The organism is Ferrimonas kyonanensis DSM 18153, from assembly GCF_000425405.1.
Taxonomy (GTDB): domain Bacteria; phylum Pseudomonadota; class Gammaproteobacteria; order Enterobacterales; family Shewanellaceae; genus Ferrimonas; species Ferrimonas kyonanensis.
The window spans coordinates 84,177-91,018 of record NZ_AUDJ01000027.1 but is presented as its reverse complement, the minus strand read 5'-3'; the positions used below and the strand labels follow the sequence as shown (position 1 = coordinate 91,018).

General features: G+C 52.2%; 5 protein-coding genes and 1 pseudogene. 2 read left to right on the top strand and 4 right to left on the bottom strand.

From position 1 onward, the window contains the following. Positions 1 to 489 (top strand): annotated as a pseudogene (locus tag H598_RS26755) (transposase); the annotation flags it as partial. 635 nt (positions 490 to 1,124) lie between these two features. Here the strand turns inward: H598_RS26755 and H598_RS0110335 are convergent. Together H598_RS0110335 and H598_RS26475 are read right to left on the bottom strand one after the other, a co-directional pair. Then, complete coding sequence (locus H598_RS0110335; protein ID WP_028112956.1) at positions 1,125 to 1,910, bottom strand: S1 family peptidase; 786 nt, start codon at positions 1,908 to 1,910, stop codon at positions 1,125 to 1,127. Continuing rightward, a complete protein-coding gene (locus H598_RS26475) occupies positions 1,907 to 2,362 on the bottom strand; it encodes a hypothetical protein (protein WP_156896995.1) in 456 nt (151 codons plus the stop codon). Before H598_RS26475 ends, H598_RS0110335 begins: the two co-directional genes overlap by 4 nt. Before the next feature lie 515 nt (positions 2,363 to 2,877). Here H598_RS26475 and H598_RS0110330 point away from each other — a divergent pair. Then, positions 2,878 to 3,414, top strand: a complete 537-nt coding sequence (locus H598_RS0110330) for a mechanosensitive ion channel domain-containing protein (RefSeq protein ID WP_028112955.1) — start codon at positions 2,878 to 2,880, stop codon at positions 3,412 to 3,414. Between the two features lie 2 nt (positions 3,415 to 3,416). On the opposite strand, the gene H598_RS23985 is transcribed toward H598_RS0110330, so the two are convergent. Further along, on the bottom strand, positions 3,417 to 5,459 hold the full coding sequence (locus H598_RS23985) for an OPT family oligopeptide transporter (RefSeq protein ID WP_035415795.1): 2,043 nt from the start codon (positions 5,457 to 5,459) through the stop codon (positions 3,417 to 3,419). 57 nt (positions 5,460 to 5,516) lie between these two features. Further along, positions 5,517 to 6,719, bottom strand: a complete 1,203-nt coding sequence (locus H598_RS0110320) for a cation:proton antiporter (protein ID WP_028112954.1) — start codon at positions 6,717 to 6,719, stop codon at positions 5,517 to 5,519. Between the last annotated feature and the right edge of the window lie 123 nt (positions 6,720 to 6,842).

The following is a 6,842-nucleotide window of genomic DNA, read 5'->3' as shown; positions in this document are numbered from 1 at the left end:
TGGGAGGGCCGTTTCAAATCTCAGGCGTTGCTCGATGAGCAGGCTCTGCTGGCGTGTATGGCTTACGTTGACCTCAACCCTATTCGGGCAGGCATTGCCAAGACCCCGGAGCAATCGGATTTTACCAGCATTCAGATGCGCATCCGCGCTGCCCTTCAAGGCAAACAACCAGAGTCGCTAAAACCGTTTGATGCCAACAATTTGGGCCTGCATGCATTGCCGTGCCATCTCAATGATTATCTGGAATTAGTGGAGTTTACCGGTCGTGCCATCAGGGGCGACAAAACCAGGGCTATCCCAGCCACCTGCGGTACGCTGCTGCAACGACTCGATATCGACTTAGACAGCTGGATGGAGCTCACCGAGGGTTTTGAGTATCAGTTCTGTCATCTGGCAGGACGACTTCACAGCCTGCAGCGCTGCCGACAAACCGATGGTATGCACCGAATTCGTGGCTCAGGAAACGCCAAACGCTTGCTTGGTGCTTAACAGGGTCGCACTCCACTATCTCATTTAACGAATCTTGCATTCCAAGAGGCTCACTGCTGTCCGCTTTTTGAGGATTTTTTTATTGAATGCTCTAGGACCCGCCTTTTGGGGAATTGGCACTGGATTTCATCGAGGTCTCATTGCTCAAACCAAAAGTGCGGGCAATGGCGCTTAGTGAAGGATTTTAAAATGGGTGTCTAATTTACTCTTCCCTGTCCAATGAGGCAACCCGGCAAAGCAACAACAAGCGCCCTTTCTTTCCAACCAAAGCGTAAAACAATGCTGAATTGCCGAGGCTACTGCCAAGCTGAAATGCTGCTTGGTTAAGAACCTAAAAGCGACTTTGAGTCAGTAAAATGAAAAGCCAACCACCACGACCTGACAATGAAGCAACCCGCGAACATTGACATGTTTTACGGGCTAAGTGATTCAAGAACTTAGCCCGACAATGCGGATTTGCTGAGTCTACTAGGGACGAATTGCCAGAGGGGCAAAGAACTAAAGCCTAAGACCTTTAAGTCTTTGAATTACATGTAAACATAACGCTTTGCTAAGCGGCAATAAAAAGCTGGCTAAAATTCGCGAGGAATGAGCAAAAGCCAGCTTTTTTGTCCGTTTGAGCAACTTGTTAGGGCTTAGTTGTCGATTTGAGCAACAATTTTTTGAATGAATTTTTTCAAGTTATTTGATTTAACGACTTTACCTAAACCTAAAAACACATCACTTACTTCACCATTATTTCTGATCATTGTTTCAGATATGATCCCAATAAAAAGTAGACGAGTTCCAACAGTTATACCTTGGTTGGTTGCATAAGAGCCTTGGTTGTAGATAAAAACTGGGCTACCGCTTGAACCAGGAAAAACACCTGCATCAATAAGAAAGCAACTTTCTCCTTTAAAGTCATTCCAAAGAGGAGATGATGTAATGCCTTTTCTTACAAGTGGTGAAGAGTTTTCATGATCGTAGATCCCGCTCGGATAACCAATAAATGTGACTTCTTCAATTGCACCTAAATCATTTACAACTTTCTCAGTTGGTACTATTTCTGGCTCAATAGTACGGAAGAATATATGTTTGTTGGCATTGGCGAATTGATTTAATATTGGAGCAAAAGGCATACAGGCCAAATCATTTTCTACATCAACAAAATGCTGAAATTGCTCACCTTGAATTTCTACTCTTTGCTTCAATTTTTTGTCAGGAACACCATCATTTCCTTCAATCAACTCAATCAAAATTCGTTTTGCATTTTTAATTACATGGTTATTGGTTACAAGAAAGGGAATTGTTGCACCTTCTTTCTTGCTCTTTTCTGTATAAAAGAAGGCCGTACCAGTGCTTTTGGTGCCATCCTTATTTTCAACCCACAGTGGAACAGTTGTAAATAGTAACTGGGTACCTAGATTATCGATATTCATTCTTCATTTGACTCCGTACTATTTAATTTTGGCATATCACCTAAAACAGATGAAGCAACCTCATCGGCGTTAGTGTTTGAGATAGTCCTTACAAAACAATAAGCAACAACTACCGCAGTTGTTATAGGGGGCAGGAAAATGTAGAAGAACTTTCCCTTTGCTGTAGTAAGGGATACGTCAGAAATTAGGGCGCTTAAAATTGAGCCTGCCCCTAAAGAAGCTATGGCTAACAAAGTTTCTGCCCAAGGAAAAGATTTACCGGTTAAAGTTTCTAGTTTTATTTTCCATGCTTTTAAGCTAGATGCACGGATAGTTACCATATAGTCCTTTTTGTCTTCATCTGGTGTAACGACAGAGTAGGAATGGTTAACTCTTAGATCTTCGCCATCCGTTTGCGCTTGAATATCAGCAGTAGGAAAAGAACCTGCTGTTTCAAAATCTTGAGGGTTCAAATGAATCTCCTATATTTGGTGAGCCCTAACAGCTTATTATGCGGCGATTCGCCGCCTTTCCTACCCAAGAATTGTGCCGCCTATCATTCCTGGGGATCTTGTATGGTTTTCGAATATAACTCTGTTTCTCTGAGCTTTCTTCCATACTTGGCTTTTGCTGTGAAGCATGCAAGGCGGATGTTGCTGGAGCAAAAGCGGCGATTGCGTTCGAACTGTATAAATACACAGTGGTGCAAGTGATCTCAACGTGAGCAACCACAAACCACTAACGTATTGAAAATAAACGGTAATGATGTTTAGGAAATTAAAATCTGGCCGAGCTCCGCCATAGGATGAGTCACGACGCTCACCACTTAGGCTGCATATTCACTTATGTAGCTGATTTTTATGGCTGTTTACGCTACACCCTTCCGCGAGTGATTTGAAGGGATAAACTCACAGTTTGAGGTCTGATTGGACAAAATTATCACTTCAAATTAGCTTGTTAGTTAACAGCACTTTAAGGGGAAACGACGATGCAATGGATTCTGGTTGCTCTGCTGGTGGGACTGTATTTGTTTTTGGGGCAGTTCATCGCCGGTGCCATTGAGCGTTATGGCAATAAAAAATCGGTGGCGGTGTACCGCATCAGTTACCTAATCAAAACGGTACGCATGTTGCTCTCCATTGGCTTGCTGCTGGCTGTATTTGTGGTGCTAGGGGTGGAATACAAAGAGTTGGCGGTACTGGCCTCATCCATATTCGCCGTGGTGGGCGTGGCTCTGTTTGCCCAGTGGTCGATTCTGAGCAACATCACCGCCAGCTTTGTGATTTTCTTTGCCTTTCCCTATCGGGTGGGCGACTACATCAAGGTGGTGGATAAAGACGACGACATCTCCGGCGTTGTCGAAGAGATTGCCCTGTTTCATGTGCTGATACGTCAAGGCGACAAGCTGTTCACCTACCCCAACTCGCTGATCCTGCAAAAATCGGTCATTAAACTGCCCCACCCGGCTAACACTGACGCTCAGCATAGTAATAATGCGCAGCCCATAGACAACCAGCCCGGTTAACTTTAATGGTTATCGGCGCGGGTGGTCTGTTTCAATAGATAGGCGCAGATCACGACGATGGCGGCAACCCCCAACTCCCCGCCTAAACGCCAGGTTGGCAGCGGCTCACCGATGAACGCGATATAAAGCGCAATGGCGACGCCCATCAATGCCTCTCCGGTGATCAGCCCGGACGCCAACAGCACACCGCGGTTATCGTTGTTGTGGCTGCCATCGGTTTGCTTGCGGGCTTTGTGTCTTGCAACCAACGCCGCTAACACGCCGCCAACAAAGATGGGCACCGACAGACCCAGTGGCAAGTAGATGCCCACCGCCACTGCCAGCACCGGGAATCGGAACGACGCGTTGCGCCGCTGCTGATAGCTGTCCAGGGCAATCAATACTGCCGCCAGCACGAAGCCCATGTAGATAAAGTTCCACTCGATCCCCTGACCGAAAATCCCCTGTGCCAGAGCCATCATCAGCCCGGCCTGGGGGGCGGCCAGTACGCGGCTGGGATCACCACCTTCAAGGGGGCGACCGATGCCGTAGCCCGCATCCAGCACACTGAGGATCAGCGGGATAACCAACGCCGCCGAGAGTACGCCGACTACCTGAAACAGTTGCTGTCGCCACGGGGTGGCACCCACCAGATGGCCACACTTAAGATCCTGCATGTTGTCGCCGGCAATGGCAGCGGCCGAGCAGATAAGTGCGGCCAGATAGATCACCGCGATTGGCCCGAGTACGGCGCCGGGGCCGTCCCGGCCCATGATGTTGACCAGGATTAATGCCGAAGTGATCACCGTGGCGATGGTAACGCCGGAGATGGGGTTGTTGGAACTGCCCACCAGGCCCGCCATGTAACCGGCCACCGAGGCGAACAGGAAACCCAGCACCAGCATCAGTACGGTCATCAGCGCTGCAACCATCAACTTGTATTCATAGTCGGCCATGGCGACGTAGAAGATGGCATACAGCGGTACGATGGCGATGGCCACCACCAGCAGGACGATGGAAAATGGCGTATCGGCTTCGGTTCGGGGCAAGGCAGTATCAAGGCCACTGCGGTGGCTGCGATAGGCTTTCAACGAGGCACGCACGCCTTTGCTGAGCGGCCCCGCGAGGGATACTAGGGACCAGAGTCCGCCTACCATCATGGCGCCGACGCCGATGTAACGACACTTCTGCCAGGCTGCGGCGGCGATGCTGCCCCACTGCTGAGTGCCGATCTGATCCATTGTCATCCCCGGGCTCAGTCCCGCCGCCACCAGTATCGCTTCCCTGTTGAGCAACCAATTGAGCGGTACGCCAATAAGGGTACCGATGACGCCGCCAAGAAACACCAGCACCGCGATGTTGATGCCGACGATGTAACCCACGCCGATCAGCGCTGGACTCAAGGTGATGCCACCGCTGAACAGATAGCTGCCGCCAAACCAGTTGCGGACAGTGCCGATGCCGCCGGCAACCAGTCCCAGGCCGGACTCCATCAATTTGTAGAGTGCCCCCAGTACACTGGCCTGGGCCAGCAGTCCGATGTTTGCATTCGGCGCTGCGGTGTCTTTTTGGTCCGGGCTGTCCTTGTTGGTTTCAATGCCGCCGGTTTTTAGCACCTCTGCAGTAGCCAGGCCTTCGGGGTAAGTGAGCCTGGCTTCTACGATCAGCGCCCGTCTTAAGGGAATGGTAAAGGCCACGCCCAGGATGCCGCCGACCACGGCGATGGAGACCATGGGCCAGTAATGGTAGCCCTGCCAGGCCTGCATCATCACCAGCGCCGGAATGGTAAAGATGATCCCGGCCACCAGCGACTCTCCGGCGGAAGCGGAGGTCTGCACCATGTTGTTTTCCAGGATGTTCGAACGGCGAAACAGTCGCAGTATTCCCAGGGAAGCGGCAGCGGCGGGAATCGAGGCAGAGACCGTCATTCCCACCAGCAAGCCAATGTAGGCGTTGGCGGCCGCCAGCAGTACCGACAGCATCATGCCCAGGATCAGCGCCTTAAGCGTGATCTCATTCAGTTGTTGCTGTGGGCCGACAACGGGTGGCGGAAGCGGTTGATTCATCGGTGTTCATCCAAGCACTGCGCTAGTTTTAAGCTAGCAGACTGTGGTCAAAACGCACTATGGCTGCTTGAGCTTGCGCAGCAGCAGGCCATTGGTGGTGCCCTGTACCAGCAGACTAAACAGCACCACCCCGAACACCATGGATTGTATGGTCCACCAATACGGCAACTCGGTCGGCAGCGACAATACCAGGGCAATGGCGATGGCCCCTCTGAGCCCGCCCCATACCAGCAACCCTTGCCAGGCCAGACTCAGCGGCATCACCGGTTTGAGCAACAAGGCGCAACCGCCAACCGCCAGCAGGCGTCCGGCTAAGGCCGCGAGAATGGCCACGACCATCGCCAGCCAGCGCTCGGTGAACATCTCCAGGGTGATCACCAGCCCCATGATCACGAACAGCAAGCTGGTAAAAGTCAGCCCCAGCCAGGCCCAGCCGTGGTTGAGTGATTCCGGGTTCAATGGGGGTGTTCGCTCAAGCTGCCACCTGAGCACCATGGCGCTGGCCATTACCGCCAGGATGCCAGACAGGTGCAGCCAGTGTTCGGCCAGATAGAAACTGGCAAAGGCCAGGGTCACCATGGCCATCATGGTGGCGTCGCTACGGTTGAGGAAACGGCAGGCGATGGCGGTGAGCCAACCCAGCAGTGCCCCCAAGCTTAAGCCGCCAAAAAACACCTTCAGAAAGTCGAGCAGATCGGCGCCACCAACACTGCCGCCCTGGCGCAGGGCAAAGCCCAGAAACAGGCTAAATAGCACTACCGCGCTGGCGTCATTAAACAGGCTCTCGCCTTCGAACAGGGTGGTCAGTTCTTCCGGGGCCTGTTGACGCTTTAACTGGCTGATGACCGCAACCGGGTCGGTGGCCGCCAGAATGGCGCCGGTAAGCAGCGCTGCCAGCCAGGGAAAGCCTTGAGGATGGCCCAGCCCCCAGTACGTCAGCGCGCCGATGACCAGCAGGTTGATCAGTACACCGAGGGTGGCCAGGGTGAGGATGGGCGTCAGCCAGCGTCGTAAGGACTTGGGTTTCAGGTGCCAGGCGGCCTCGAAAATCAGCACCGGCAACACGATAAAGAACACCAAATCCTTGAGATTGTGGGCCCTTATACCGGTATCGAAGGAGAAAATGCCCACACTTTGGCCGGCGACAAAGCCCACTAGCAGGCACGCCAGGGTCGACTCCAGTCGCCAGGCCTTGGCGATGATCAATCCGAGCAGAGCCAGGGTGACCAGCAGTAACACCTGCCCTAAGGTGGTCAGCATAAGTCTCTCTCGCCGAGTTGGGTCTTCCTCTTAAGTTAGACCACCTCAGCGAAATGCCTAGGGCCACCTCTGATATCAGGGCAGGATGACGGTACCGGCGCCGTGGAAACGGTGTCAGCCCCG

Bases quoted from the DNA above. Each gene is read 5' to 3' on its own strand.
- H598_RS23985 (WP_035415795.1), bottom strand. From the start codon at position 5,459: ATGAATCAACCGCTTCCGCCACCCGTTGTCGGCCCACAGCAACAACTG.
- H598_RS0110335 (WP_028112956.1), bottom strand. From the start codon at position 1,910: ATGAATATCGATAATCTAGGTACCCAGTTACTATTTACAACTGTTCCA.
- H598_RS0110330 (WP_028112955.1), top strand. From the start codon at position 2,878: ATGCAATGGATTCTGGTTGCTCTGCTGGTGGGACTGTATTTGTTTTTG.
- H598_RS0110320 (WP_028112954.1), bottom strand. From the start codon at position 6,719: ATGCTGACCACCTTAGGGCAGGTGTTACTGCTGGTCACCCTGGCTCTG.